Raw genomic sequence first — 26,081 nt, forward strand, 5'->3', positions numbered from 1 at the left:
GACTGTTTGTCATTCTATCTTCTAAGTCCGAGTCTTTCAATTAAAGAACGGTATCTGTTCACATCTTTTTTCTTAACATAATCCAGAAGACTTCTGCGTCTTCCAACAAGAATCAACAGACCCCGTCTTGAATGATGGTCTTTTTTGTGAACTTTAAGATGCTCTGTAAGATAGCTGATACGGTGGGTTAAAATGGCAACCTGCACCTCTGGTGAGCCTGTATCAGATTCGTGGAGCTTGAATTGTTCAATCATCTCCTCTTTGTTTTCTGCTAATAAAACCACTTTAGAACTCCTTTGTCTGGAATAAATAAAACATGGTATCCGTCAATAATCTGAACTTATATGATTTCTCATCCGATATTCCATTCAGAAAAAGAAATTCAAAACAGATCATCCATACCATTACAAATATATATAACCTGGCATAAATACCAGTTAACTCAAAAAAACACAAGAATAATTATACTCTTGCCTGTTTTCATTTAATTGAATGATTGCCAAAAGATTATTATCATTATCAATCACCCTGATGGATTGATTCGGTTTTACCAAAGAGGGGCCAATCTCTTTTTTTAAAAGTTTTTGACCGAATTTAATCTTTTGGGCAATGGGCTTATCCGCCACAATCCTGGGCATAAACGCAAGGCAATCCGATAACGGAACAATTCTTTGTTCAACTATCGTTCTATCAAGTCTTTCAAGGCTATCCAATTGGATGGCATCTTCCAGTTTAAATGCACTGGACTGTGTTCTGCAAAGCTTTAAGAGATGAGCGCCGCACCCAAGCCTTCTTCCTATATCAAAAGCAATGCTTCTGATATAGGTTCCTGAAGAGCAAAAGACTTCCATATCAATATTTGGCAAGTCAATATGTTTTATGCTGATGTCAAAAATTTCAATCTGCCTTGGTGGTTTTTCTATTTTCTTTCCCTGGCGTGCCAGCTTATACAATGGCTGCCCTTTATGTTTCAAGGCGGAAAAGGCAGGGGGCACTTGATCCTGAATACCGATAAAAGAATTTACAGTCTGTTCAACATCCTCGTTGTTGAGGGAATCCATAATATTTTTTGAAGCTGTAAAAACCGTCTTACCTGTCAGATCATACGTATCTGTTTCAACCCCCAGACATACACGGGCAATGTATCTTTTATGGCCGTCAAGAAAAAATCTGGATATCCGGGTTCCCTTATTAACCGCACAAAGCAGTAATCCTGTGGCAAAAGGGTCCAGGGTTCCGGTATGACCTAATTTTTTTGCCGTCAAGACCTTTTTTACACGAGCCACTACCCGGGCTGAAGAAATGCCTTCAGGCTTATGAATCGCTATAATACCACTTTTCATTTAATCTTGTTATGACTGCTGTTCGTCTGATGTATCGGTTGAAGATGTACCGGTTAAAGCGGATTTAATAAGTTCATCCATTTTGGCAGCTTTGTCAAAAGAATCATCATAAACAAATCTTAAATCCGGCATGTATTTTAACCCTAATTTAGGGGCAATTCTTTTCTTGATAAACCCCTTGGAATTTTTAAATCCGTCCAAGGCCTCTGAAATTCGCTTTTTATCTCCAAAAACAGTAATATATACATAGGCAACCCGAAGATCAGGGGTCATTTTCACCCCACTGATCGTGGCCATCTCAATCCTCGGGTCCTGCATTTTTTTGCTTAAAAGTTCAGTAATGGCATGTTGAATCTTACCGCTGATTCTTTCGGCTCGTAAATAGGGTTTCATTTTTAATTAATCAGCCTTGTACTTTCTTTCTTCAACTTCATAACACTCGATCACATCATCTACCTTGATGTCATTGTATTTTTCAAGACCGATACCGCATTCATACCCCTGGTCCACTTCTTTAACATCATCTTTAAACCGTCTGAGTGACGATAATTGGGTATCACACTTGATAACGCCGTCCCTTAAGAGCCTTACTTTTTTACCGCGGATAACTTTGCCTTCGGCAATATGGCACCCGGCAATAGTTCCCATTTTCGGAATAACAAATATGTCACGAACATCTGCCCGACCAATAATGATCTCATGGAATGTGGACGGCATCATACCATCCAGTGCAGACTTAATATCATTTATGACATTATAAATGATGTCATAAAATCGCATGTCTACATGTTCATCCTTGGCAAGTGCTCGAATCTGAGGTGTCGGCCTGACATTAAACCCGATGACAATGGCATCTGATACAGATGCAAGCGCTATATCCGATTCATTAATGGTACCGGTACCCGAGTGAACAATTTTAATATCCACTTCTTCCTTGGCCAAATCTTTTAATGAATCATTCAAGGCTTCAATGGAGCCGTGAACATCTGCTTTAACAATAAGTTTAAGTTCCTTGATTTCAGCAGCCCCAAGATTCTCAAACATCTTTTCAAGATTGGCCCGGCTTTTTCTGGCAAGCTCCTTTGCCCTTTGTTTATGCATCCTGTGACCGGCAATCTGTTTTGCATCCTTATCAGAAGCAACCGAAATGAACTCATCTCCGGCATTGGGTATACCATGCAAGCCAACGATCTCAGCAGGCGTACTCGGGCCTGCCACCTTAATCCTGTTTCCGGCATCATCAATCATTGCCCTGATTCGACCGGAATGGAGCCCGCAGACAATGGGATCACCATCCCTCAAGGTTCCCTGCTTTACAAGGACCGTTGCAACCGCGCCACGCCCGGTGTCAAGCCGTGATTCAACCACATAACCGTTTGCTTTTCTTTCAGGATTCGCCTTTAATTCCAGTACCTCAGACTGTAGCAGAACCATTTCAAGGAGTGCATCTATACCTTCTCCGGTCTTTGCAGAGACTTTAACAAATATGACATCCCCACCCCATTCTTCTGCAAGCAAATCAAGTTCCGAAAGCTCTCTCATAATTCTGTCAGGATCAGCCCCGGCTTTATCCATTTTATTGACGGCAACCAAAACCGGCACACCTGCGGCCTTTGAATGATTGATAGCCTCTATGGTCTGGGGCATCACCCCATCATCTGCAGCAACAACAAGGATAACAATATCCGTAACCTGCGCTCCCCTGGATCGCATTGCCGTAAATGCAGCATGGCCCGGGGTATCAAGAAATGTAATTCGCCCGCCATTGAGTGTTTCAACATTATAGGCACCAATGTGCTGGGTAATACCACCAGCTTCACCACTGGTAATCTTGGATTGTCTGATAACATCCAGAAGCGAGGTTTTTCCATGATCAACATGTCCCATAATGGTAACCACCGGTGCTCTTCCAATCAATTTATCTTCATCATCATCCCCATTTTCAATATTGAGGAGGGCCTCTTCCTCAAAAGATGCTTTTTCCACCTCAAAGTCGAATTCAGTCGCAACCAGCACAGCCGTATCGAAATCAATGGTCTGATTTACCGTTGCCATAACACCCATACCCATCAATTTGGCAATCATCTCATTGGCTTTGATACCCATCCGTTTTGCAAGTTCGGAAAGTTCAATAGCCTCATCAATTTTAATGCGCCTTTTAATGGCTTTTGGTGTTGTAATCTGGGTTTTTTGAAAATTTCCCTTTTTCCCTTTTATATCCTTTCTACCGCGTTTTTTTCTGCCGCGGCCACCCTTGTATAGTGCATCCCCTTCAATCACAGACTTTCTCTTGCGCTGTTTTCTTTTCCCAACAGGCTTATCATCACCAAACCCATCTTTTCTTTTTTCTTTTTTACGTTTCCCTGTATCTATTTCACCGGGCACGGGAACATCAATTGCCGGAGCACCCCTTTTAGGCTTTACAGGAGAAGGAGAGGGGACACGTTCTTTCTTTTTAAACGGTTTTTTCTTTGGAGTCTCCTTGGTCCCATTTTTCACACCCACCCGTTTCCTATTTCCACCAGGCTTGGATTTTTTAAAATTTTTAAGTGCAGAAGGATCTGCAATTTTAACAATCTTCGCTGGTGTTGATTTTTTCTTTTTCTTTTTGGCTTTTTTCTCTTTCTTTTCAGCAACGACCGGCTCAATTCCCTGTACAGTATCTTCTTTTTCTATAAGTATTTTAGTTTGTGTCTTTACACGCTTTTTGTCTTTTCCAACAATAGGTTCTTCTTTTTCCACAGAAGGAATTGCAGTCTTATCAACTTCAGGTTCGGGTTTTATCTTTCCCGGTTTAATCGTTTTGGGTTTCTCACCTTCCGCTGGTTTAACGATCTTGGCAGATCTACTCTTTTTAACCTTTGGCTTTGGTTTGTTTTTTTGAAGAGCGGACTCTATTTTTTTAATTTTCTTCTCTTCAAATTTTTCTTTAACAGCACCTGGCTCATCATCTGATGGTATAGTTTTTGCCTTTTTTCGTACAGGTGCTTCCTTTTTAAGAGCAACAGTCTGTTCTGATTTTTCTTCCACCTTTTCTGCTGTTTCATCTTCAACTTCCGGTGCAATAATCTCTTCAACCTTCCGCCTTCGTCTACGGATGACAGATGGTTTTATCTTGACATCGGTCTTTCTTTTTTCTTTTCCCAAAAGGCTTCTTTTAATTGCGCTAACAGCACTATTTTCCAGAGAACTCATATGGCTTTTAACATCAATCTTCAATTCTTTCATTTTATTAAGAAGCGCTCTGTTCGTCATGTTCAGATCTTTAGCCAACTCATATACTCTGACCTTCGCCATTTGTTGCCCCCAAGTAATACTCTCTTTTTTATATTCTTCTTCCGCCTGCTATCCGTTTTTTATATAACCTAACCGTTAACTGTCTTCACCTTCTTGAATCTCTTCATCGTCTTCCGGCTCTTGGTCACGACTCTCTTGTCTTAATTCTTCTTCCAGAATAACTTTTGCTTCTTCAATCAGTTTCCCAGCTTTTGATTCACTAAAATTAGATATGGATACAATATCTTCAATAAGTGCTTCAGATATATCCACGAGAGAAGAATATCCTCCCTTGAAAAGCATCTCTGCCTTAGACAGTCCTATCCCTGTAAGTTTCATCAGGCTGTCATATCCTTCTTTTACCTCCCGGCTGTATTCCTCTTCACTTGTGACCTCTAAGTGCCAGCCGGTAATCTCACAGGCAAGAGAAACATTTTGGCCCCCCTTGCCAATGGCAATGGAGAGGTATTCATCGTTCACAATGACTTCCATGGATTGATTATCTTCGTCAATAATCACCCTGGCAATCTCGGCAGGCGACAACGCGTTACAGACAAATCTGGCTATATCCGGATTCCATTGCACAATATCAATTTTTTCACCACGAAGTTCCTGCACAATACTCTGAACCCGATTTCCTTTCATCCCCACACAGGCTCCCACCGGATCGACATCTGAATCCATCGAGGATACGGCAATCTTGGCCCTGATACCGGGAGCCCTTGCAGCACTGCGCAGGGTTACAATCCCTTCAGATACCTCGGGAACTTCCGTTTTAAATAATTCGACTAGAAATTGTGGATGTGTTCTGGATAAAATAATCTGTTCACCTTTTGATTCTTCTAATACATCCAGAATATAAGCCCTGATTCTATCGCCACGCTTGTAACTTTCTTTTGGCATCTGGTCCCTGGGCCTTAAAACAGCCTCTGCCTGTCCCAGATTAACAATAATGCTGCCCCTGTCAAACCGTTGAACAATACCATTAATAATTTTACCTTTTTTATGAATAAAATTCTCATAGACAGCGTTTCTTTCCGCTTCCCTCATCTTCTGAATAATAACTTGCTTGGCTGACTGGGCAGCAATTCGACCAAATTCTTCCGTATCGATCCGAATACCCAAACTGTCTCCGATCTCGCACTCAGCATCATATTCATATCCTTCTTCAAGGGTCAGCTCACTGTCAGGATACTCAACTTCTTCTACTACCTCTTTAAAATGGAAAACCTCAACCTCACCACTCTTCTCAGTATAGTGAACCTCAATATCAGCCCTGGGCCCGATTTTCTTTCTGGCCGCTGAAATAATGGCCTCTTTCAGAGTATTAATAAGAATTTCCGGTTCAATACCCTTTTCGCGGCTTACCTGATCAATAACCCTTTTAATATCTGTGATAAACATGACTTACGCGTTCTCCATATTACTGACCTGCAAGTATTGCCTTGGTGATTACATGGTCTGATATCTCAACCCTTCTCCCATCAACAGCAATCACAACAGAATCATCATTAATTATCTCAAGAATCCCAGTAAATTTTTTTTGGCTCTCAATCAACTCTCTTGTCTCTATTTTTACTCTCTCACCCTTGAAACGATGAAAATCCTCTTTCTTATTCAAAGGCCGGTTTGGCCCGGGAGAAGAAACCTCAAGCCTGTAGCTGCCGATATTCTCTATATGAATATCAATTAAATCTCCGAGCTGGCGACTCACATAAACACAATCAGCCACTGTTATACCGCCAGGCTTATCCAAAAAAAGGCGGACAATATTTTCCCGATGACTGTTGGCATACTCTAAATGAACAAGCTCAAAATTTTCAGCCTGACACAATGGCTGCGCAACTTCTTTAATTTTTTCAATTAACATGCTGTTGTCTTTCTTCAACATAACACCCATATAATACAGCCTTAAACACTTACTTTTTTATATCCTCAAATACAAAAACGGGCAGATGCCCGTTCCTAGTATAACATTAACAGAATCTTTACCAAGTAAAATCAATGGTTCAGATCATATCTTAACTCCAATAAATGGAACACTCTGCCATCCATCCTTTTAAAGATGGAGCGGGCAACGAGACTCGAACTCGCGACATCAAGCTTGGGAAGCTTGCACTCTACCAGCTGAGTTATGCCCGCATTAGCGGTGCAATATACCAACCCCTATCGGGTTTGTCAATAACACTTTTAACCGGGCAATTGGGTAGTAAAAATGATTACTGCTATCTTCTTTCCAGGTTATTCCGGCAGATCTGCATTAAACTGATCAAGAATGATTTTTGAAATATTTACATGGAGTTTTTTAATATTTTTTTCTTTCAAGGTTTTGCTTGTCGATCTGTAAACAACCCGAAAAGACAATGACTTTTTATCTTCAGACAACGGTTGACCTTCAAACACATCAAAAAGAAAAACGTTTTCAATTAATACTTCTTTTTTAGAAATCAGTTCAATCTGTTTCAAGATTGCCCCAACCGTCACGGTTCTGTCCACGATAATGGTGATATCCCTTGAAATGGAAGGAAATTTTGGCAACGACTCAGCTGTAACTACTTTGGGGAGCAGGTCCTGTATGGCATTAAAACTGAAATCAAAAATAAACGCATCCTGCTTTAACCCATAATTTTTCAAAACCTTTTCTTCGATTTTCCCCAGAGTACCCATAAGGGTATCACCGGATTTGACATAGGCTGCATATCCGTCTTTGTAATAAAGGCAGGATTCATCTTCAATTTTTCCAAAGACTATATTCTCAATCATGAGTGCTTCGAAAAAGCCCTCAACCGCACCTTTCAAATCAAAAAAATCAACTTTAGTCTTTTTTGAACACCAGGATGAATCGGATCGGTTGCCTGTGATCAGGCCCGCAATCATTTCCTTCTCTTCAGGCAAAGATCCCTTTTGTGTGGCAAAGAAAATTTTACCGATTTCAAAAAACTTCAGCGTGTCTGACTGCTGGGAAATATTTCTTTTCATTGTCTCAAGAAGCCCTGGAATCAGAGAGCTCCTTAAAACCGACATCTGATCTGAAATCGGATTTAAAATAGTTTCAACATATCGCCTTTTATCATTATCCAACAGGTTTAACCTGTCACATGAATTTTCATTAATAAAATTATAGTTGATAACCTCGGAAAAAGAAAATCCGGTCATTATTTGCCTGATCTTTTCCCTGAAAGAAATCTTTTCGTCTAAAAGCTTGCCTTTGGCTGGAACCAGAGGATAACTTGTCTGGATATTGTTATACCCCCAAAGCCTGGCCACTTCTTCGGAAAGATCCTCCGGTCTTATCACATCTACTCTAAAAAAAGGTACGCCGACTTTAAGCAGAATATCATCTGTCTTCTCAACTTTAAATTCTACTGAGGTAAGAATCTCACCAATTGCATCCGTACTTAAATTTGTTCCCAACCGAGTATTCAAAGCATTGGTATTCAAGTCAAGCTCAAGCGGAACAGGCTTGTTCGGATGTTCATCAATAATATCTTTGGCAATGGTTGCATCACAAATTTGAGCCATCAGGGAAACCGCCCTGTTTAATGCCTTGACGGTTCCATCAGGATCAACACCCCGTTCAAACCTGTGTGACGCATCTGAAGCAATACCGGTTTTCTTTGCAGTTTTCCTGATCGAAATCGGGTTAAAATATGCGCTTTCGACAAGCACTCTGGTTGTGGAATTTGAAATCTCAGAATTTTCACCCCCCATTACCCCGGCCAGCGCCACCGGTCTTTTCCCATCACAAATCATGAGCATATCAGATTCAAGCTTATGATCTTTGCTGTCAAGAGTAGTAAAGTTTGTATCACTGCCTGCTCTTCTGATAATAATTTTACCCTTTGCAACCTCATCAAAGTCAAAGGCATGAAGGGGCTGACCCATTTCCATCATGACAAAGTTTGTAATATCAACCACATTATTAATGGGAGTAAGCCCTATGGATTCAAGTCTTTCCTGCAGCCAGAATGGAGAGGGTTCAATCGTAACATCAAATAAAAGTCCGGCAGAGTATCTTGGGCAAAGATCAGGATCAATGATCTGAACTTTTGCATAATCATGGATGGATTCATACCCAATTTTACTTTCCGGCAGCATAAAATCAGGGAATCTTACCGTTTGCTTTGGTTCCGTAAACGCCCCTACCTCACGGGCCACACCGATTATACTCAAACAATCGGGTCTGTTGGGGGTCAAATCAATTTCAAATACCGTATCAGAAACGTTCAACGCTTCGTCAAGGGGGGTTCCAGCAACAAAATCACCCTCCAGATCCATAATACCTGCGCTATCCGTATTGAGTTTTAATTCAGATGCACTGCATAACATACCGGCTGACACTTCTCCCCGAAGCTTACCTTTTTTTATTTTAAAATCTCCGGGAAGAACAGTACCTGGCAATGCACACGGCACAACCATACCTTCCCGTACATTGGGCGCACCGCAGACGATCTGAATCAGCTCGTCCCCGCCCGCGTCAACCATGCAGACAGAAAGTTTGTCTGCATTGGGATGCTTTTTGACTTCATTGACTTTGGCAACAACAATATTGTTGAGATAATCATACCTTTCTTCTACCGCATCAACTTCAAGACCTGCCATTGTCAATTTTTTAGCCATCACGGAAGGCTCAAGATCAACGTGAATATACTCTTTTAACCAGCTCAAACTGACTTTCATATTAAAACTGCCCTAGAAAACGCATATCATTTTCATAAAATTTTCTGATATCATCGATACCATATTTGAGCATGGCCATCCGCTCGATACCAATGCCAAAAGCAAATCCAGTATACTTGTCTGTATCATACCCGACATTTTCAAAAACAGCAGGATGTACCATCCCGGAACCCAATACTTCGAGCCACCCGGTTTTTGAACAAATTCGACAGCCTTTTCCTTTACACATGACACAACGGATATCAACTTCAGCGCTGGGTTCGGTAAACGGGAAGAAGCTGGGCCTGAATCTTAAAGAGGTGTCTTTGTCAAAAAATTGATGGACAAAGGTGGTCAGAATCCCTTTTAAATCACCAAAAGAAATGTTTTCATCCACCATAAGACCTTCAATCTGATAAAACATGGGAGTATGAGTGATGTCTGAATCACATCTGAAAACCTTTCCTGGTGAAATAATTCGAACCGGTGGTTTGGTCTTTTCCATCACACGGGGCTGTGACGGAGAAGTGTGAGTTCTTAAGACAATATTTTCCGACACATAAAAGGTGTCCTGCATATCCCTTGCAGGATGATATTTGGGGATATTCAAGGCCTCAAAATTATAATAATCCGTTTCAACTTCCGGACTTTCGGCAATATCAAATCCAAGCCTTAAAAAGATATCACTAATCTCTTTGGCCACCTGGGTTATCGGATGAAGAGAACCTCGCAGGATCGGTCGCCCCGGAAGGGTTACATCAATACCAAAAAACTTTTTATCATCAAACGTATCCAGTTTTAAAAAGGCGGCCTTAACTTCTTTCTCAAGCTTTCCTTTAAGAATATTAGCATTCTTACCGGCACTGGGCCGCTCATCCTCGGGAAGAGAAGAAATGTTTCTTAAAAATTTTGTGAGTACACCCTTTCTGCCGAGATATTTAATGGAAAGCTGTTCAAGCTGCTCTGAATCGGTGGCTTGCCCTATACTTTCAAAGGCTTCTTTTTCAATATCAATAATACTGTTTTGCAAAATACCCTCACAAGTCGTTTAATCTAGTTAAACTTTTGCACTGGCAAGTGAAGCCAACTGGGAAAAGGCGGCCGGATCAGAAATTGCAAGATCAGCCAGCACCTTGCGATCCAATTGACTGCCTACTAATTTAAGACCATTCATTAGCTTGCTGTATGACAGGCCATTCATTCTTGCTGCCGCATTGATTCTGACAATCCAAAGCCGCCTAAAATCTCTTTTACGCACTCTTCTGTCCCGATAAGCATACATCAAGGCCTTATCAACGGCATCTGCAGCTGTGCGGTATAATTTACTTCTTCCGCCTCTAAATCCTCTTGCAAGCTTAAGCACCTTGTTTCTACGCCTTCTTGCTTTAAATCCTCTTTTGACTCTCATTTTGTCAAACTCCTCAATTCTTAAATTTTGATCAGGCCACTATCTATCCATTGGGTAACAACCGCCTGACCTCTTTCATATTAGCCTGATCAATCATCTGATCTAGTCTATAAGATCTTTTTCTCTTTGTTGTTTTTTTGGTTAATATATGGCTGGAATGGGATTTTCTGAATTTATATTTCCCTGATCCTGTTTTTTTAAACCGCTTGGCAGCCGCTCTACAAGTTTTAATCTTAGGCATTTTATTTTCTCCTGTATTACAATTTCTAAAAAAAGATGGCAGTATACAGTTAAAAAAGCACAATATACCACCATATATTTACTATATGTTCTAAAAAGCAGTCTTGCCGTTTTATAAAGTAATTTAGATTATTTAGGTCCCAAAAGCATGGTGATGACGCGGCCTTCAAACTTGGGAGACTGCTCGACCTGCGCAATCTCTTCAGTCATGGCAACAATTTTCTCCAAAACCGCGTTGGCCTGCTCTTTGAGCTTGAATTCCCTTCCTCTGAAAACCAGCGTAACCTTAACCTTATCTCTTTTACCGATAAACTTTTCAATATGCCTGACCTTTGTTTCAAGATCATGGTCACCTGTTTTCGGCCGTACCTTTATTTCCTTAATCTGAAACCCTTTCTGTCTTCTTTTGGCCCCCTGCTTTTGTTTGGTCAGCTCATACTTATATTTTCCAAAATCCATTATCTTGCAGACAGGCGGGTTTGCATCCGGTGAAACCTCAACTAAATCAAGATCTTCACCACCGGCAATACTTAAAGCCTCTTCAATAGGCATAATTCCTATCTGCTCACCATCAGAGCCGACAACCCTAACCTGGCTGGCCCTGATCCCCTTATTCACACTTGTCAGGTCCTGTCTTCCTCGCTTAGCTATTTTCGCACCTCCTGCACCACACAATTCTAATATTTATTTTTGATAGAACAAGTATAACCCAGCGATTATAATGGCTTGCCTAAAAAAATGCAAGTATTATTTATTGTGAATCTGTTCTCTTTTCTGATCACGCGTGTATGTTTCCAAATAGCTGTTTTTCCAATATAAGTTGTCCTCTTTATTAAAAAAATTATAAAAAAGATCAAGACTTTTTTGACGCAACACTCCAGGGACGATAGCAATTCCACATTTTTGATACAAAGAAGGTAATTTTTTTAAATCACATGTTGTCCCTCCCCCCATGGGGTCTTCATAGGCATATACTATTTTTTTTATGCCCGACAGGATGATGGCGCCAAAACACATCAGGCAGGGCTCCATGGTAGAAAAAAGAATTGATTTTTCAGGTTCAAATTGAGTGTCAATGGTTTCAAGATATTTTAAAGCCCTCATTTCAGCATGATCGATTTCACTAAAAATCGGTTTGTCTTGAGTTGTTCCTTTCCTTGCACCGCTTGCAATTACTTTCCCCGTTTGCACAATCACACATCCCACGGGGAACTCACCCTTGTCAAATGCTTTTTGGGCTTGTTCCAACGCCAGTTCCATATAATATTCATACGCCAATTTAAATCATCTCTCCTAAATGAAAGAACCCTTTACAAAGCCTGTTCCATATGCGTAATTACAAATCTATATTGCATTTACCTTGCTTTTTGTATAACTATTGTATTTTATTTAGATTTCAAAAATTATTCAATACTAAATTTATGGAAGCAAAAAAAAAATACACGGAAGAAAAACCTTTGGATAAAAACCTTTGTATCCGGAAAAAATTTCAAATCAGAGAAAAAAGCTTTCTTTCCGAATATGGCACATTAAGTGCCAATGCCAAAAGACGGAATAAAGAAAAAAACACCTACAATATCAGAACGCCTTTTCAAATTGACAGGGACAGAATCGTATATTCAAATTCCTTTAGACGATTGAAATACAAAACACAGGTTTTCCTCTCCCCTCTGGGAGACCATTATCGGACCCGGCTCACCCATACACTTGAAGTGGCACAAATTTCGAGAACTATCGCGAGAGCCATGCGTCTTAATGAAGATCTTGCCGAAGCCATTGCACTGGCTCATGATCTGGGTCACACACCCTTTGGCCATGGAGGCGAAACCGCTCTGATCGAGATTCATTCACCCCATTTTTCTCATGCTTATCAAAGTTTAAGAGTAGTGGATTCCCTTGAAAACTCAGGTAAAGGCCTTAACCTGACCTGGGAAGTCAGGGACGGCATCCTTAAGCACTCCAAAGGGTTTGGCAATATCATTCCGGCAACCCCCGGAGAAACCGCAATTACACTCGAAGGAAGAATTGTCAGAGTAGCGGATATCATTGCCTATTTAAACCATGACCTTGATGATGCATTACGAGGCAAGGTCATCTCTTCCACAGATGTTCCCGATATCTGTATTAAAAAACTGGGGAAAACACACTCCCAGAGAGCCAGCATTATGATTGAACAATTGGTGTATAACAGTGGCCCCAAAAATGGCAAATTCATCCTTGATATGGGTAAAGATACTTTTCATGCCATGATTATATTAAGAAAATTCCTATATGATAAGGTTTATCGTTCACCAGGAGTTCATAATGAATTTGTAAAGGCAAAAAAAGTGATCATTGGTCTTTATAATCATTTTTTAAATGATCCTGACGCCCTGCAAAGAGAGCTTGAAAAAATGGAAATGGCTCCATGGGACTCTTCAAAGAACCCCATTAAACGGTCTGTTTGTGATTTGATCGCCAGCATGACCGACCGGTATGCCATGAATCTATATTCCAAAATTTTCTTGCCCAACCCCCTGATCTGATTTAAGCAGCCATGACAGATAAAATCTTTAAACCTCTTGCAGCCCTCTACGACGCTATGGATAAAACCTGGAACAAAATTGCCGAAGGCTATCATTTCAAATGCAACGGGTGTGAAGATAATTGCTGTAAATCCTTATTTTTTCACCATACTTATATTGAAAAAGTCTATTTGCTCCATGGCTTTAATGCGCTTGACTCCAATAGAAAAGAAAAAATTTTAGACAAGGCCGCAAACTATTGCAAAAGAACGTTTCCTCAAAGCCCTGAAATAAAAAGTCTGAAAATTTGCTGCCCTGTCATTGAAGATGGCCGATGCCTTCTATACCCATACAGGCCAATGATTTGCAGGCTCCACGGGCTGCCCCATGAACTGAGCAAGCCCGGTTTCAAACCTGTTAAAGGAGCCGGTTGTAATGCGGGCTTGTTTGATGACAAACCATATATCAAATTTGACAGGACTCCTTTTTATCAACAAATGGCCCAAATAGAGCTGGCCTTTCGACAAGACTTAAATAAACCCGGCAGGATAAAAGAAACGGTTGCTCAAATGCTGGTTTCACAATAATATTTTTTACAAAGGAACTCCATGGAAACACAAGAAAAAAAAATGTCACAATCGGTGGCAGAAGTGGTCAATTCATCTTAAAACCCCAGAGAGCAAACCGGAATCTCAACATACCCTCCGGAAAGCAGGGTGGGAAGTTCCGAGGACAGGAGATTTGCATTTGAACCTGTTATGAATATATCAATGTTTTCCTGGGAAAAAAAAGAAGTAACAGCCTTTTCCCATAAATCAATTTCCTGAATTTCGTCAACAAAAAGATATTTTGGGCCTTTAATATTTCTGAATCTTTTTTTTACATAATCATACAGGTCTTTATAATTCATGATAAAATCATACTCAAGCGACTCCTTGTTGATATACAAAATTTTGTCTTTTCCAATATTGTTACTTAGAGTTTCCTCAATAACAAGTTTCAAAAGACAGCTTTTGCCCACCCTCCTCATGCCTGTGATAACCTTAATTACAGGCTTATTAATAAAAGATGATATTATTTTTTGATATAGAATTAGGATGGAATTTATCTCAAGACATGGTTTTCAAGTTTATACATCCTGTTGCAGATCAATCGTGCAATATCCACATCATGACTTATAAAGATACAGGCGGCACAGGTGCTTGCCTGAATTTTTTTAATAACGCGGATAATCTGGGCCTTGGTGGATGTATCCAGCATGCTGACGGGCTCATCAAGAACAAGAATGGCAGGAGATATGCTCATGGCCCTTGCAATGGCAATTCTTTGTAATTCTCCCCCGGAAAGCTGCATGGGATACCGGTAAAGAACATCTTCTGCCAGGCCCACCCTTTCAGCCCATTTTATTATGGTATCTTCTGACACCGGCATTTTATGCAGCCTGCATGGTTCCATAAGGCTGCGGGAAATTTTCCACTTTGGATTAAAAGTGCTTTCAGGGTGCTGAAAGATCATCTGAATATGTTGCTGCATTCTGCGTCTTTTCCTGCGTGTCAAAGCCCATATATCCTCGCCCTTGTAAAAAATCTGTCCAAAATCAGGCTTTATGACCCCGGCAAGCATTAAACCAAGCGTAGTTTTTCCTGCTCCGCTTTTACCGACAATGCCGATTGTTTCACCCGGATTCAGGGAAAATCCAGCATCAACCACAGCAGGAGTTTCTCCTGTTTTAAACCAGGTGCTGTTAAATGATTTTTTAAGTTTGACTGCTTTAAGAAGCATAATGCCAGCACCTTACCTTGTGGCCTTTTTGTCTGAAAAGAGGTGGCCTTTGCATGCAGCGCCCGGTTTTGACATCGCACCTGGCTAAAAAGGGACACCCGGTTTGGAAATCCCCAAGCCTGCCGGGAACGTATCCGCAACGCACCTTGAGTCCTCTGGACGGAAGGGCTGCAAGAAGAGACTGGGAAAAAGGATGAAACGGGGTTGAAAAAAATGATTCCCGCGGGCCTGATTCCACAATTAGACCTTGAAACATTACCACAATGGTAGTGGCAAATCTTTTGGCGAACCAGAAATCATGGGTCACGATCACACAAGCCTTGGCAGAGGAATTATTGATGATTTCAAGTATTGCCTTTTTGTTTCCCATATCCAGCCCTTTGGTGGGCTCATCCGCGAGAAGCACACCGGATTTTGAAAGCATGGCTGATGCAAGCAATAGCCTTTGTTTCATTCCACCACTAAACTGATGAGGATAATCAGATATTCTCTTTTTTATATTCTTGATCCCCATATCGGCAAGCAGGGTTTGTGCTTGTTTCAGGGCTGTTTTTTTATCTGTTTTAAAATGAATAATCTGCCGTTCAGCCACCTGGGAACCGATATTCAGAACAGGATTGAGTCCGTTTCCGGCAGCCTGGGGAACATAGGCTGTTTTAACGCCTCTTATCCTGCGTATTTCTTCATCTGAAAATCCTGCCATATCACGGCCATGGTATTCTATTGCCCCTGATACCCTTGCACCCTGGGGCAAAAGTTTAAGCAGTCCGAGCAGCAAAATACTTTTCCCGGCTCCGGTCTCTCCCATGACAGCTATTTTATCTTTTGCACATACGGTTAAATCAACAGAATCAACTGCCATTACCCTGTTGCCTGCTTTGTTTTTAAATGATATGCAAAGATTTTGGGCCATAAAGATCATATCAGTATCCCGTGAAACAGGGGAATTGTTTTTTCCAGAAAAATTGTTTTTTTTACCCTGATCAACGGCCTTTATCCCATCTGAATTTAAAAATGCATACCCTGTAAAATTAAATCCGATTACGGCCAGGGATATACAGAGAATTGGCGGCAGATACCACCACCAAAGCCCGTTGATCAGTCCTGCGCCTTCCATGACATCATGAAGCATTCCTCCCCAGCTTGTGTGATCCGGATCACCCAGACCGATAAAGCTTATTCCGGCTTCGGTGAGCATGGCATAGGCCGTAGCCAGTGTTACCTTTGCAAGAATAAGTTCCCGTGTGTTTGGGAGAATGTGGCGAAACATGATATATACATCATTGGCACCAAGGCTGCGTGCATTCATGATAAACGGATATTCCCTGAGTTTCAGCACATTGGCCCTGACCACCCGTGCTGTGCCCGGCCATGAAGAAATGGAAATAACAAAAATCACATTGAATATCCCGGGTCCTATATATGAAACCAGTATGATAATCAGGGGAAGGGCGGGTATCAGCAGAAAAATATCAGTGATTCTCATGAGCACATCGTCGACAACAGACCTGTAATATCCTGCCGCACAACCGATAACCGTGCCTATAACCGTGGCCAGGACAGCCGCGACAAAGCCGACCATAAAAGATATCCGCGCGGCATTAATTAATTCACTTAAAATATCCTGGCCGATATTGTTGGTTCCCAGAATATGCCTGCCCCCGGGAGACAGGTAAGGCGCAAAGAGTTGGTCCATATCAAAAGGCGCAACCTGATCCCCAAAAAAGGTTATGCCCAGGAAAAATAAAAGTATGAGCGTGCCGAATATTTCCCTGTTCCTCTTAAACAAGGGTGCCCCCTTTTCTTACCCTTGGGTCAAGATATGCATGGATAAGTTCTGCCATTGCATTGGCAAAAATTACGCATAACGAAAGTATTATAAAACAACCGGAGAGCAGAGGATAATCCCTTGAAAATACAGCTTCATAGATAAGGGTACCCATTCCCTGCCATGAAAAGACAATTTCAACAAGAAGGGTCCCCCCGACCATGAATCCCAGGTTCAGTGCAACCACAGCAATATAAGGCGGCAGGGCATTTTTCAAAACATGCCGAAACAATACTTGTCTGTCCGTAAGCCCCCTGGAAAAAGCAGTGACTACATATGTCTCGTGCAGCTCCTGGTGCAGGGAGTTTCTCATGATCATATATTTATAAGCCGTACTGTGCAGAATCACTGTAATCATGGGCCAAATAGCTGCACTGCCCGTGGAATTTGTTCCAGTAAAAATATCTAAATGAAAGGCAAAAATCAGCAGCATAAGCCCAAGGCAATAGCCGGGAATGGAATAGAGAAAAAGAAATCCCGGGGTCAGGAATTTATCAAGCATTCCTCTGGTTTTCCATCCTGCAAGAGCGCCCAGGAATCCTCCTAAAAGCGTACTGACTGCAACAGCGGGAAAAAGAAGCATCAACGTCCTCTTGAGTCTGAACTTGATAACATGAAAGACCTGGGTCCCATAATGATTGGACCATCCCAGATCACATTGGAGGATTTTTTTAAAATAACCCGGATATCGTTTATATACGGGAAGATCAAGATGATGCTCTTTTTTCATTCTTTCCAGAATCGCAGGTTTCTGGGTGGAAAGATAATAATACCCCTCCTCGCCCAGCAGATGAACAAGAGGATCACCCGGCATCATGTGTATGAAAAAAAAATTAATGCTCACAATACAGATAAAAGCTGTTGGATACAGAAGAAATTTTTGAAAAATCAGCTTCATTGGTTTATGTTTTTTAAGGAATTCAGGGTAAAACGATTGATCAGGCCGCCTTCTATCTGGTTTACAGAAATCCCTGTCCAGTTTTTCCTGTAGGGATAGACATTTTTATTCCAGCAAAGTGCAATTGCAGGCAGGTGGGCTGCATAATATTCCTGGAGCCTGTAATAGTAATTTTTCACGGTTTGCAAATCAGTCATTGATAAAATATTATCGCACAGGTCGTGAAACAACGGGTCTGTAATATTAGCCAGCACCCCGCCTCCCTGCCTGCGGGAGTCAAAATATCCGCTCGCATAACCTGAAGCCATGATCATGCCCCAGGGAGTCGTACGAAACAGTACAAGATCAAAGGCTTTGCTCCTTACACTGGTAATCCAGGTAGACAAATCCGTCATCCTGACATTTACATGCAATCCGACTTTTTTCAAATCATGGGTTAAAAGTTTTACCAGTTGGGCGTCTCCCCATAAATCCGATCGTACCACAAGAGTAAAAGATATCTTATTACCATCCTGATCCTCACGTATGCCGTCGTTATCCCTGTCCTTTAACCCAAGAGATATTAAAATAGCCTCACATTGCCCGGGATTATATTTAAGGTCCGGCATTTTTTTATATGAAGAAAAAATTGAAGGTACAAACCCTGAAGTCGGGATACGGCCTTTCCCCTTAAAAAGACTATTGTTAATTCTCTGATAATTAATTGCAAGACTGACAGCTTTTCTGAATTCTTTTTTTCCAAGAAAAATATTTTCCAGGTTAAACCCCAGGGCTGCGGGGATTCCCATGGACTCTTCCTGGGCAAATCCTATATTATGATCTTTTGAAAGCCGGGTAAGATATGGTGCAGGATATCCTGAAGCATATTTATAATAAACATCCACCTTGTTTTTCAGGAGGGAAAGGGTCAAAAGATCCATATTCTGGTTTAAAATAAATTCAATCTGCCCTGTTTCAGGTATTTCCTGATAATATCTGGTATTTTTCTTGAATTTTATTGTTCCTTTTTTTTGGTCATACCCTTCAAAAAGATAAGGCCCGCATCCGATAACCACATCCCTGCAACTGGTTTTCAGGGGGTCATCAATTTTACTCCATATATGCTCAGGCAGAATACGTATGATAAATCCACTGTTAAAAAGAAAACGGCTGTATGGTTTTTTTAATGTAAACCTGATTTTCTGTTCGTTGATATTTATCTTGTCAATGAGATCGGGAATCCATGCACAAGAGGGTTGATGCGAACCAAGATATTCAAAGGTAAATTTTACGTCTTCTGCTGTGACAGGCTTTTCATCATGCCATTTTGCATTGGATACCATGGTGAATTCCCAGGTTTTTCCATCTTTGCTGCAAGTCCAGGACTCAGCAAGCTGCGGTACAGGGCAAAGTTTTGAATCAAATCTTACCAGTGTGTCATGGGTCATGAGCATGGCAAGAATGTTGTAATGATAATCTTTCAGGAGATTCACTATTTTTATGGTCATGGGCGTGCCAATGCGAAGTTTATCTGTTTGAGCTCCTGCCTTGGGAGGCATTGTAATAAAAATTGCCAAAAAAAGAAAAACAGGGAAAAAATATGATTTCATTTTTTTATTCCTAAATAAAGCCGCCTCAATAGAAGCGGCTTTATTTTTAATGAATTAAAAGTTAAAGCTGATTTCCGCAGACCAAACAGTGCCAGGATCTTCATATATATAGTATGTCTGATAATCCTCATTAAAAAGATTATCAACACTCAAGGACAAGTCAACCATGTTCACGTATCCCCAGGATACTGGAAAATGTTTTGTGGCTTTTATGTCAACCACAAAAGACTCATCCATCATAAGGTTGGCCCCATTGGTATTTTGCGTGGTATTATTGTCATTGGTATGCTGATCACTGAGATACCTTGCAAAAACACCTATACTGTAATTGTTTGGCTTTTTATAATTAATACCAAGGTTTGCCTTATGCTTGGGGCTGAAAGGAAGATAATTGCCTTCCTGAGCCGAATTTGCAGGATTTTCGTCAATTGTTGCAAGATTATAGGTATAGTTTGCATTCAGGGTCCAATTTTCAGTAAGATACCATGCCAATGAAAATTCAGTCCCGTATGATTTTGAACCTCCTATATTCTTGTTAACCCAGATATTACTCGCATCAAACCAGGATAAAATTTTATCATCCGTATAGTTGTAAAATCCTGCGACATTGGTCTGAATGGCATTCCCGAACCATTTTTCAACCCCAAGTTCCCATGATTGTGTCTTTTCCGGTTTAAGATCGGGATTGGGCTGCCTGGGGTTTCCCCCGGAAGTTCTGTCATCATAAAGCTGAGCGGATGAAGGCGGCTTAAATCCAACTCCATAGTTGGCCCAGACCGATATATCATCAAGAAAATTGTATCTTATTCCAAGCTTGGGACTTAAGTTGTCATCTGTGCGATCAGCCGGACTGGAATCAGTAAAGTTACTGAAATAATTATCATAATTTTCCCAGTGATCATAGCGAAGTCCGGCCGTAAGCGTCAAGGCTTCAACAGGCTTCCATACATCCTGAATATATCCGGCAAGGGTTCTGACTTTATACTTGTTTGTCCTCCACGGATCACCTGAGACCCACATGCGATATTCCTGTTCTGTTTCCTGTCTGTTATAAAAAAAACCAGCGGTTAAAATATTTTTAGCCCCCACACCCGCAGTAACGGTCAATTCCACCGGTGTTTCATAATAATCAGTATATCTTTTTCTGTTGGGATCATAGTTTGTGTTTCCCCTGTCATACAGATGCAAAAGATCATCATAACGAATTCCTGCATATGCCCTCAAAGAAATATCATCTGAAAAGTCGTGATTCCAGGAAAGTGCGGCAAAATGCCTGTCCCAGTCTCCGCCTACATGGGGTCTTCCCCTTGTGTACCTGTCATTAAAAAAATTATAAAATAAAGATAATTTGGAGCGTTCATTTAAATCATAGACAGTGTTTACAGAAAATGCTGTCTTATCATAATCGCAGTCATCTATCATGCTAACACTGGGAATCACCTTGTTTGTAACAACATTGGTACCATTGGAATCTTCATAAGATGCGGCAAATGCATATCTGAATTTATCAAAACCACCCTGTGCATCTCCTTTCAAGCGCCAGGTATCAAAACTGCCAAAGCCGACCCCAAGGCTGCCTTTTTTTTCTTTTTTTCCTTCTTTAAGAATTACATTTATAACACCACCGTTGGCATTAGCGCCGTACAGCGCTGATGCAGGTCCGCGTATGATTTCCACTCTTTCAATATTACCCGCAGGAATTGCCTGGGTGATCTCCCAATTTGTGGGAATACCGTTTACAAGGACAACTGTTGCATCGCTTCCAAGTCCGCGGATATTGGGATATGCAGGGAACGGGGCATATGCTCGCCGAAGTGTTATCCCGGGGACAGAGCGCAATACATCACCAATGTCTCCATTGGGTAGATTCTGAAACTCAATCTGTTCAGAATCTATAATGGTGACCGAAGCAGGAATATCTTTAACAGAAGTTTCATATTTGGTGGCTGTAACTACGACCTGATCAAGTTTGATGACCTTGTCCTCCGTGGCCCATACCGACGGCATAATCATCAAACTTAAAACAATTGGTATTAATACACGTATTGATTTTTTCATCGTTCAGTCTATCTCCTTAGTTATTTTTAATAAACAAATTGTTGACAGACTGAAGCTTCCGAATAAATTTTGATTTTATGAACCATATTTGCTATGATTCATTTTCGGTGGAAGCTTCTGCCGACAACGTGGGAAGACAGCTTTGAACCTTGGTCTGGATCGGCTGTCTTCCCATCCCTCTTTACATAAAAAAAGCCGCGAAAACACTGTTTCCGTAAAAGAAACAAGCCTTCGTGGCTTTTAGTTATCAATACAAATCACAAATAATACAGATTCAAAGCAAAAGAGTGTAAGGCTTTCTTAGCCTGACTATAAGTAAACTTTACTTCAAATAACTTTATAATTTAAAAAAAAGAAGGCTTTTTGTCAAGCAAAATCAATCTATTTTGTTCCAGACATTTAAAGTGTGCGGAAAAATGTCCTGTAAACAGCATGGGAATAAAAAAGCCGGACAGACTGACTTTATTTTTAATTATTGCCGTCCAGGCATCCCTGACAGACCTTTTTCCCATCTATGGTTTCCATCTTTGTGGACATGGCTGGTTCACCACAGCGTGTGCATTGTGTCGAGGGTTCGATCCGCGCCTTTTCCGGTATGGGAACCTTTGCCGGGGTTATTAAGAATAACTCATCTACGGGTTTTCCCAGAATTTCAAAAGCTTTCTTTGTTTTAAGTGCTTCAAGCCTTGCAAGTTCCTCTTGCGTGGCAATATTGTTCCTCTGTTTTTCAAACAATTCCTTTTGCTCTTCACTCATACTTGGGTTAGGCCTAAATTTTGGTGAAATCCGAACTCCCTGTCCTGTTTTCCTGCTGAAAAATGTAAATGCCAACTTTCCATAGTCTTTATAGATAAAATTGCCTTTGCCAAAGGTGCAGCCGGTTAAGACCTGAACAGCATCCACGCCGCAGGCATCATTTTCAACAATGGCGACAAGTTCCTCATCCTGAGCACGGTTCTCCTTAAGCCACTCAAGCGCAGCATTTGCAGCTTTATACCCAAAAACCAGGCCGCCACAAATGTGCCCGTGAAAATCAACACATTTTTTAAAATCATCCGTCATCAATTCATCTCTATCCATAAAATTCAAATTAATATGGTTAGGAATGCCTTGTCAAGGAAATTAGAAAAAACCGGCTCAAGCGTATGCATCTTTTTTAAAATCAAACTTCCTGTTTTTTCAAACAAATCGATTTATCGGATCGACAAAAAATGTTATCCATAATATCATTTAAATAAAATTATACTGATTTAATCATGAATTTATCAATGGAAAACAAGCATGCCGGAAAAAATTAAAATAAGCGCTTCATATGAAGCCTTGAAACAACATCAGGATCTTTTTAATATTTTTTCGCATATTCTGGAATCCATCAAACACCCGGACTTCAAGTTAAAACTGAACGAGCTTGGCAAGCGGGTTGACCAGTTTACAATTTCAATATTAAACAGACTGGATAATCTTGAGTATATCCTTGAAATCATCTCTTTTCTGAATAAAACAACCACCTGTCAGATTATTCGATCCGCAGAAAAAACCTTAATGAAAAAATCGGGTCACCCGCAAACCACACCGTTTTGCTGGGTAAATATGGGAAGCGAAGCCAGGCAGGAGCAGGTGGTCAGGACTGATCAGGACAATGCTATCATTTATGCAAATCCTGTAACCGGCAACAACATAGAGACGGATCTTTTTTTTAAACAATTGTCAGCCATCGTGGTTGAAGATCTTGAGGCATTTGGATTCAAAAAATGTATCGGTAATGTTATGGCAGTAAACCCTGTCTGGCGAAGATCTATCCACAATTGGATGACCGCCCTGGATGAATGGGTGGGATCATCAGAGCCTGCCGATGTTCGAAAGCTCACCATTCTGCTTGATTTCAAGGCGATATACGGAGATCTGACTCTGGCTGAAAAGGTTCATTCTCGTGTTTTTGAATTGTTTGGCCAAACCATCAGCGTCAGCCATTATCTTACAAGGGATGACAAATTATTTAAATCGCCGAAGACGCTATTCGGCAGAATCAGGACGCATCGAAGCGGGTCTTGTAAAGAATGCTTTAACCTGAAAACATCGGGATTGGCACATTTGATAAACGGTATTCGGATACTGGCTGTGAACAACTGGATTAAAGAGCCCTCAACCCTTGAAAGGATGGCACGGTTAAAAGGAAAACAGGTGATTTCTTCTACAGAATACAACACATATAAATCGGCTTTTACCCTGTTAATGAAAATGAAAATAACCCATCACTTTCTTGAAAAAAAAGGCGCACCGCTTCCTGACAATTGTATTGATCTGTCCCGGTTAACGAACTCTCAAAAAAAAGAACTGTCACATGCACTGAAAGCAGTAAAGGTGTTGCAAAAGAGAATCAATAAACTATACAATGTGGTATGGATGAATTTTTTTAACTAACCAAAAAGGCGTAAAACAATCATGGACGATTCCTATCATTCTTTTTTTAAATTATTTGCAAAAGTAAGTAAAAAAATCCATTCCGGTCGTGAAGTTACGGATATTCTAAAATGCATTGTTGAAAATATAACGGATATCATGGCGGCCAAGGGATGTATTTATTGGATATTAAACCATCAGAAAAAAATTATTACGACAAAAATCTTCCATGGATTTGATTACAGGAGCCTGTCCGGAACCGATTACCAGACCCTGTTAACCATTTTTGATATGAGCAAGCCCCATGTATTTATAAAGGATGCCAGGAATGATACAAGGATTCCTGATCTTGAACGTCTGGGAAAAAGGCGGATCGGCTCAGTGACAGGCCTTCCCTTTGATATCATGAAACCATATTCCGGCATTCTGGCCGTCTATTTTTCACAATACAGGCCCCTGAATTCACATGAATTTGAACTGGTATCCGCCCTTGGTGAACAAGGAGCGCTGGCGCTTCAAAAAGCCATTGGATATGATGAAAAAATGATGGGGGTCTATCGCCAGATTGTTGAAGGATTTACCCTTGCCCTCGAAGCAAAGGATCGAATCACCCATGGACATTCACAGCGTGTGGCTGTCTTATCGGAACTCACGGCCCGGAAAATGGAACTGGATGAACATGAAGTAAAAAATATCTATCACGCCGGTATTCTCCATGACATAGGAAAAATTGGTATGGAAGATACGGTGCTGGAACACTTAGGGCAACTGTCGCCAAATGAGTTGTCTGCCGTCCGTCAGCACCCGGTATTAGGGGCAAAAATATTAAGTCCGTTAACATTTTTCAACGAAATTGAACCCCTTGTAAGACACCACCATGAACTGTATGACGGCACAGGATATCCTGACGGGAAAAAAGGGGATGCCATCCCTTTGGGGGCAAGGATAATTACCGTATGTGATGCCTTTGAAACCATGATAAGCGGCAGACCTCAAATCCCGAAGAAAAAATTCTCTTTTGCCATACAAGCTCTACAGGAAGGAGTTGGTATCCGGTTTGATCCAAAAATTGTCCAGGCATTTTTTGAAGTCATCCGGGAAAACCCGGATGTATTGGATATAAAGGACACAATGGAATCAAGCCTGGCTCTTTTAAAAAAAGATATGGCTGATATAGCTGATCAAAACCTGTTTGAAAAAAAATTTTCCAATGGCTTCCCTGCAAATTTCTGATCTAAACGATTCCCTTTAGGCATGGAGGGTATTTTTTCCCCGACAAGCACATAGCCTCCGTCAAGTCTTAAAACGCTTCCGGTCATATAGGGTGCATCCTTTATAATAAACAGGCAGGCGTTAACAACATCTTCTATGGTTCCAGTCAATGCCTGAACATTTTTTTTACGTGTGACCTTCAGGTTAAAGCTCCCAAAGGCATTCCATTTAACGCCGGGAACTGCGGACAAGTGTGTCCTCAAACTGTCCGGCGTTTTAACCAAGACAGAACAGATATCAGGTGACAATTAAAGGGATGAAATTGGCAAATGCTTTAAGCGCATTAGCTGCATCTACTGAGAATCTTTTGAAAATAACGAAAAAAAGGCTTTGCTCATATTCCATCCTGCTTATTCGATTGGATAGCCCGCCTTTTCCCAACCCATCCATCCACCGGCCAGATTTTTAACATTTCGATATCCCATTCTACATAAGCAGCAGGTAGCCAGACAGCCTCGCCCACCTTTTTTACAGTACATAACGACATTTGCATTCTTATCAGGTATTTTTTTTGAAATTTTGAATTCCAGAAGACCTCTTGGAATATTTATTGCCCCAGGGACATGACCCATCTTGAATTCTTTTGGCTCCCGGCAATCTAAAAAAACATTTTCGCCTTTATCTAATAAGGCCTTGGCATCAGAAACCGATACCTCACAAATACTTTCTTTAGCCTCTGTCACAAGGTCATCAGCTGTCATATCCTTGGCAATTGCCATTGGAGCAATCAGAGCAAAACTAAAAACAAAAGCCAACACAGATAAAAAATAAATACATTTTTTCATGTTATTTTCTCCTTTACCACTTAAAAGTTAAATAATCGA

The 26,081-nt window shown here is 40.9% G+C and carries 25 protein-coding genes and 1 tRNA gene; 4 read left to right on the forward strand and 22 right to left on the reverse strand.

Translation table 11 applies throughout. The annotated features are described in order from the left end of the window. Positions 1–14: 14 nt before the first annotated feature. From rpsO to HGJ91_RS14515, 13 genes are all read right to left on the reverse strand, one after another. Positions 15–284, reverse strand: a complete 270-nt coding sequence (rpsO, locus tag HGJ91_RS14455; RefSeq protein WP_291348525.1) for a 30S ribosomal protein S15 — start codon at positions 282–284, stop codon at positions 15–17. Positions 285–437: 153 nt separating this feature from the next. After that, entirely contained in the window at positions 438–1,343 is a 906-nt protein-coding gene (gene truB / locus HGJ91_RS14460) for a tRNA pseudouridine(55) synthase TruB (protein WP_291348526.1), read from the reverse strand. Between the two features lie 9 nt (positions 1,344–1,352). After that, positions 1,353–1,736: a 30S ribosome-binding factor RbfA gene (gene rbfA / locus HGJ91_RS14465; protein ID WP_291348527.1), complete on the reverse strand. Its 384-nt coding sequence runs from the start codon at positions 1,734–1,736 to the stop codon at positions 1,353–1,355. Between the two features lie 6 nt (positions 1,737–1,742). Continuing rightward, the gene (infB, locus tag HGJ91_RS14470) at positions 1,743–4,640 is read right to left on the reverse strand and encodes a translation initiation factor IF-2 (protein ID WP_291348528.1); all 2,898 of its coding nucleotides are present in this window, start codon (positions 4,638–4,640) and stop codon (positions 1,743–1,745) included. Positions 4,641–4,715: 75 nt separating this feature from the next. Then, positions 4,716–6,023, reverse strand: a complete 1,308-nt coding sequence (gene nusA, locus HGJ91_RS14475; protein WP_291348529.1) for a transcription termination factor NusA — start codon at positions 6,021–6,023, stop codon at positions 4,716–4,718. Positions 6,024–6,042: 19 nt separating this feature from the next. Beyond that, positions 6,043–6,519: a ribosome maturation factor RimP gene (gene rimP / locus HGJ91_RS14480; protein WP_291348530.1), complete on the reverse strand. Its 477-nt coding sequence runs from the start codon at positions 6,517–6,519 to the stop codon at positions 6,043–6,045. A gap of 166 nt (positions 6,520–6,685) precedes the next feature. Next, positions 6,686–6,761: transfer RNA gene (locus HGJ91_RS14485), tRNA-Gly, on the reverse strand. Positions 6,762–6,860: 99 nt separating this feature from the next. Further along, positions 6,861–9,299 (reverse strand): phenylalanine--tRNA ligase subunit beta, encoded by a 2,439-nt coding sequence (gene pheT / locus HGJ91_RS14490; protein ID WP_291348531.1) that lies wholly within the window; start codon positions 9,297–9,299, stop codon positions 6,861–6,863. A gap of 1 nt (position 9,300) precedes the next feature. Beyond that, on the reverse strand, positions 9,301–10,308 hold the full coding sequence (gene pheS / locus HGJ91_RS14495) for a phenylalanine--tRNA ligase subunit alpha (protein WP_291348532.1): 1,008 nt from the start codon (positions 10,306–10,308) through the stop codon (positions 9,301–9,303). A gap of 27 nt (positions 10,309–10,335) precedes the next feature. Next, complete coding sequence (gene rplT / locus HGJ91_RS14500) at positions 10,336–10,686, reverse strand: 50S ribosomal protein L20 (protein ID WP_291348533.1); 351 nt, start codon at positions 10,684–10,686, stop codon at positions 10,336–10,338. A 43-nt stretch (positions 10,687–10,729) separates the two neighbouring features. Beyond that, the gene (gene rpmI, locus HGJ91_RS14505; protein WP_291348534.1) at positions 10,730–10,927 is read right to left on the reverse strand and encodes a 50S ribosomal protein L35; all 198 of its coding nucleotides are present in this window, start codon (positions 10,925–10,927) and stop codon (positions 10,730–10,732) included. A gap of 128 nt (positions 10,928–11,055) precedes the next feature. Beyond that, positions 11,056–11,544 (reverse strand): translation initiation factor IF-3, encoded by a 489-nt coding sequence (gene infC, locus HGJ91_RS14510; RefSeq protein WP_291348535.1) that lies wholly within the window; start codon positions 11,542–11,544, stop codon positions 11,056–11,058. Between the two features lie 129 nt (positions 11,545–11,673). Beyond that, positions 11,674–12,204: a nucleoside deaminase gene (locus HGJ91_RS14515; RefSeq protein ID WP_291348536.1), complete on the reverse strand. Its 531-nt coding sequence runs from the start codon at positions 12,202–12,204 to the stop codon at positions 11,674–11,676. Positions 12,205–12,347: 143 nt separating this feature from the next. On the opposite strand from HGJ91_RS14515, the gene HGJ91_RS14520 reads away from it, so the two are divergent. Both HGJ91_RS14520 and HGJ91_RS14525 read left to right on the forward strand, forming a co-directional pair. Next, a complete protein-coding gene (locus tag HGJ91_RS14520) occupies positions 12,348–13,451 on the forward strand; it encodes a deoxyguanosinetriphosphate triphosphohydrolase (RefSeq protein ID WP_291348537.1) in 1,104 nt (367 codons plus the stop codon). Positions 13,452–13,462: 11 nt separating this feature from the next. Further along, complete coding sequence (locus HGJ91_RS14525) at positions 13,463–14,017, forward strand: hypothetical protein (protein ID WP_291348538.1); 555 nt, start codon at positions 13,463–13,465, stop codon at positions 14,015–14,017. A 77-nt stretch (positions 14,018–14,094) separates the two neighbouring features. Here the strand turns inward: HGJ91_RS14525 and HGJ91_RS14530 are convergent, their stop codons facing one another. From HGJ91_RS14530 to HGJ91_RS14560, 7 genes are all read right to left on the reverse strand, one after another. Then, positions 14,095–14,538 carry an AAA family ATPase gene (locus HGJ91_RS14530; RefSeq protein WP_367142613.1) on the reverse strand — a complete coding sequence of 148 codons (444 nt, stop codon included), beginning with the start codon at positions 14,536–14,538 and terminating at the stop codon, positions 14,095–14,097. Continuing rightward, positions 14,535–15,212, reverse strand: coding sequence for a dipeptide/oligopeptide/nickel ABC transporter ATP-binding protein (locus HGJ91_RS14535; protein ID WP_291348539.1), 678 nt, complete (start codon positions 15,210–15,212; stop codon positions 14,535–14,537). The genes HGJ91_RS14530 and HGJ91_RS14535 overlap by 4 nt, the downstream gene beginning before the upstream one ends. After that, positions 15,202–17,001, reverse strand: a complete 1,800-nt coding sequence (locus HGJ91_RS14540; RefSeq protein WP_291348540.1) for a dipeptide/oligopeptide/nickel ABC transporter permease/ATP-binding protein — start codon at positions 16,999–17,001, stop codon at positions 15,202–15,204. The genes HGJ91_RS14535 and HGJ91_RS14540 overlap by 11 nt, the downstream gene beginning before the upstream one ends. Beyond that, on the reverse strand, positions 16,994–17,938 hold the full coding sequence (locus HGJ91_RS14545; protein WP_291348541.1) for an ABC transporter permease: 945 nt from the start codon (positions 17,936–17,938) through the stop codon (positions 16,994–16,996). The genes HGJ91_RS14540 and HGJ91_RS14545 overlap by 8 nt, the downstream gene beginning before the upstream one ends. Next, on the reverse strand, positions 17,935–19,527 hold the full coding sequence (locus tag HGJ91_RS14550; protein WP_291348542.1) for an ABC transporter substrate-binding protein: 1,593 nt from the start codon (positions 19,525–19,527) through the stop codon (positions 17,935–17,937). The genes HGJ91_RS14545 and HGJ91_RS14550 overlap by 4 nt, the downstream gene beginning before the upstream one ends. A 54-nt stretch (positions 19,528–19,581) precedes the next feature. After that, the gene (locus HGJ91_RS14555; RefSeq protein WP_291348543.1) at positions 19,582–21,585 is read right to left on the reverse strand and encodes a TonB-dependent receptor; all 2,004 of its coding nucleotides are present in this window, start codon (positions 21,583–21,585) and stop codon (positions 19,582–19,584) included. Positions 21,586–22,053: 468 nt separating this feature from the next. Further along, a complete protein-coding gene (locus tag HGJ91_RS14560; protein ID WP_291348544.1) occupies positions 22,054–22,665 on the reverse strand; it encodes an FmdE family protein in 612 nt (203 codons plus the stop codon). A 201-nt stretch (positions 22,666–22,866) separates the two neighbouring features. On the opposite strand from HGJ91_RS14560, the gene HGJ91_RS14565 reads away from it, so the two are divergent. Together HGJ91_RS14565 and HGJ91_RS14570 are read left to right on the forward strand one after the other, a co-directional pair. Continuing rightward, complete coding sequence (locus HGJ91_RS14565) at positions 22,867–24,006, forward strand: DUF294 nucleotidyltransferase-like domain-containing protein (protein WP_291348545.1); 1,140 nt, start codon at positions 22,867–22,869, stop codon at positions 24,004–24,006. 21 nt (positions 24,007–24,027) lie between these two features. Further along, on the forward strand, positions 24,028–25,218 hold the full coding sequence (locus tag HGJ91_RS14570) for an HD domain-containing phosphohydrolase (protein ID WP_291348546.1): 1,191 nt from the start codon (positions 24,028–24,030) through the stop codon (positions 25,216–25,218). Here HGJ91_RS14570 and HGJ91_RS14575 read toward each other — a convergent pair. Next, a complete protein-coding gene (locus tag HGJ91_RS14575) occupies positions 25,167–25,448 on the reverse strand; it encodes a hypothetical protein (protein ID WP_291348547.1) in 282 nt (93 codons plus the stop codon). The two genes, HGJ91_RS14570 and HGJ91_RS14575, sit on opposite strands and share 52 nt — an antisense overlap. Before the next feature lie 159 nt (positions 25,449–25,607). Continuing rightward, positions 25,608–26,042: a rhodanese-like domain-containing protein gene (locus tag HGJ91_RS14580; protein ID WP_291348548.1), complete on the reverse strand. Its 435-nt coding sequence runs from the start codon at positions 26,040–26,042 to the stop codon at positions 25,608–25,610. Positions 26,043–26,081: the final 39 nt, after the last annotated feature.

This window comes from Desulfobacula sp., assembly GCF_014237455.1.
Classification (GTDB): domain Bacteria; phylum Desulfobacterota; class Desulfobacteria; order Desulfobacterales; family Desulfobacteraceae; genus Desulfobacula.